Origin of the sequence: Pseudomonas sp. MWU13-3659 (genome assembly GCF_023757525.1) — a bacterium.
GTDB lineage: Bacteria > Pseudomonadota > Gammaproteobacteria > Pseudomonadales > Pseudomonadaceae > Aquipseudomonas > Aquipseudomonas entomophila_E.
In genome coordinates this window covers 1-2,441 of record NZ_JAMSHW010000071.1, presented here as the reverse complement: position 1 = coordinate 2,441, position 2,441 = coordinate 1, and the positions used below count along the sequence as shown (strand labels likewise).

The window sequence follows — 2,441 nt, the reverse complement described above, 5'->3', positions numbered from 1 at the left end:
CAGCTTGTGGAACTTGGCCGGGATCTGCTCCGTCAGCTCCCATTCGCCGTCAACGCGGGGCAGGAGGTCGGTCAGGTACGGCTCAGGGCTGCGCTTGGCCTGGTACTCGCCATAGGCCCACTCGCAGACCGCATCAGCGACAAAGGTCTGGATGTCCCGACGCTTGAAGCGCTCCGGCATTTCCTGGCCCTGCTCGATGGCGATGTCTGCCAGCTCCAGGCCGTCCTCGAACTGGGCGGTGTCGAACAGCCACACCATGACCTGGACCAGGACGCGATTCGGAAAGACCAGGCCAGACTCGATGTAGCGCTGGACGTAATCCTGGTACTTGGGCAGCAGCTCGTTGCGCTTCAGGTCCTGGCGGGTGGCCAGGCCCTTGATGTCGCTGAGGCGCGCCAGATCGTCGTCCAGGCTGGCTTCCATCAGGGCCAGGTGCTTGCGAGCATTGGCCGGGCTGCTCAGTGCCTCGGCTGGCGAGTAGGGCAGTGCGGCAGCGGCTGCGCCGCTGGCCACTGCTGCCACGCCTTCGGCGAGGATCCGGCGCTTGTGTTCCAGGGCCAGGCTCATCACACCAGCTCCACAGAGTCGGATTCGAGGCCAGCGAACTTGCCCAGTTGCTCGATCACATAGCCTTCGTTGCGCCCGTTGTAGTCCTCGGTGCGGGAGCGTTTCGGGTTCTCCAGCAGGTGGCGCCGCCAGCTGGTGTCCTGGAAGTAGATCGACAGGTTGTCCCAGGAGGTGACGACAATGCCCTTGCTCGGGAAGAACGGGATCAAGAAGGACGGCAGCCCGCCATAGGTGGCGATTACCTGGGCATCCTCGATGCGCTCTTTTTCGGTCGGCTTCTGGCCCTGGGCGGCGTACAGGCGGCCCTTGTCATGGGCCAGCAGGTCCGAGCCGATGATGGCCACCAGGTCGCCCTCGTCGCGGAACACCGGGTCAATCATCTGCTTGACGTCATGCACCGCGGAGTCGAGGTTTTCGTAGTTGCCGCCCTTGCCTAGCGTGATCTTCTTCGCAGGGTCTGCCGACTTCAGGATCTGCTCGGGGATCTGCTCACGGGCGATCTGCAACCAGCCCTTGTTCACGTCCTGGAGCAACGGGAACTTGGTCAGGTCGGTCTGCTTCGCGGCGGTGACGCCATGCCAGCCGATCATGATGCGGTCCAGGGCGATTCGCTTTTGCACCGCCGCCAGGTAGCGCTGGGCAAAGTCAGGGAACTTGGCCCAGGCATCGATGGTGGCGAACTTCAGCGCTACGTCCGTCTCGGTGTGGAACAACTCGTACAGGTTGTTCTTGAGGTCGAGCAGGTGGCGGGGCTCGCGATCGTTCTTGTCAGTGTCGGTGCGGCTGGTTGCAGGACCATTCAGGCCCAGCAGTACCTTTTCGCCCTTGATCTCACTGACCGGTACGACGTTGATACGGCCCAGGAAGTCCACGCGTTCGGTGATCTGGTCGTTCAGCTCCTGGGCGTGGGTCGGTTCCACGGCAAAGGTGCGAGCGGCGTCACCGGTGTTGTACGCCTCGGCCAGATCTTCCTGGAGCTGCAGGTATTCCGCTGCAGCGCGTTGCGACAGGGCGCCCATTAGCGCAGCCCCTTTCCGCGTTTGGCGTTGGACGGACCGGTGGTGCGTGGTACCTGGCGGCGGTTTGCTGGCTGGTTGAACATCTTGGTCATGACCTCCTGCAGCTCGTCCATGCGAGCGCTCAACTCCTTGACCTCGCTCTTGCCCTTGCCACCTTTACCGCCCTTGCGGTTGTAATCGCGGTTCTCGTCGGCTTCGTCCACCACGTCCTGAACGGCGGTGCCGACGGCGTCGACCTGTTCCTGGCTCTCGCTGGTGTCCACGTCTTCCACGATCGGCTCCAGCACGGCCTGCATGCCGGCCAGCAGAATCACGAATTGGTCATACAGCACTTTCAGCGCCTTGGCGGTTGCTTCATCCATTGGTTGGTTCTCGTCGGGTGAGGGGGTGGTGGTGTCGGCGAAGCGCTTGCACAGGCCGGTGAGGGCGGAAAAGAAGCGGCGCAGTTCGCCTTGTTGCTGGCTGCCTTCGCGCAGTGATCCCAGGGCCACGGCGCTGCAGTAGTAGGAGGTCTTTGCGTAGCGGTGCCCTTTGCGGGCGCCACGGGAGAAGTACAGCTCCTGGGTGCCCAGGCTCGCCGGCGAGTCGGTGACGGCCAGGCCGGTGAGATAAAAGCGGCTGGTGTTGGCGAAGTTCGGCGTGATCTCAACGCTGGTGAAGAGCTTTTCGCCCTGGTCGTTCAGGTGCAGCAGCTTGTCGTTCGGCTTGAGCTGCGCTTCCAGGGCCACCTGGCCAGGCTGCAGTTCGGGGTCATCACTGTCGGTGACCAGGCGCACCGCAAACACGGTGCCGTGGGAGCCTGGCCAGCGTTCGTGCTCGCTCCAGATCACGGCGGTGTAGGTGGTCAGCTTGTAG

General features: G+C 63.3%; 3 protein-coding genes. All 3 read right to left on the bottom strand.

The genetic code is table 11. The annotated features are described in order from the left end of the window. On the bottom strand, positions 1 to 567 hold a 567-nt coding region (gpM, locus tag NGM28_RS28290), incomplete at its 3' end, for a phage terminase small subunit (RefSeq protein WP_252092526.1). Continuing rightward, positions 567 to 1,586, bottom strand: coding sequence for a phage major capsid protein, P2 family (locus NGM28_RS28285; RefSeq protein WP_252092525.1), 1,020 nt, complete (start codon positions 1,584 to 1,586; stop codon positions 567 to 569). The genes gpM and NGM28_RS28285, both read right to left, overlap by 1 nt. Then, positions 1,586 to 2,441: GPO family capsid scaffolding protein (locus NGM28_RS28280; protein ID WP_502943924.1), on the bottom strand; the 856-nt coding region annotated here is incomplete at its 5' end. The genes NGM28_RS28285 and NGM28_RS28280, both read right to left, overlap by 1 nt.

Excerpts from the sequence above, each read along its gene's own strand:
- NGM28_RS28285 (WP_252092525.1), bottom strand. The coding sequence starts at position 1,586 with ATGGGCGCCCTGTCGCAACGCGCTGCAGCGGAATACCTGCAGCTCCAG.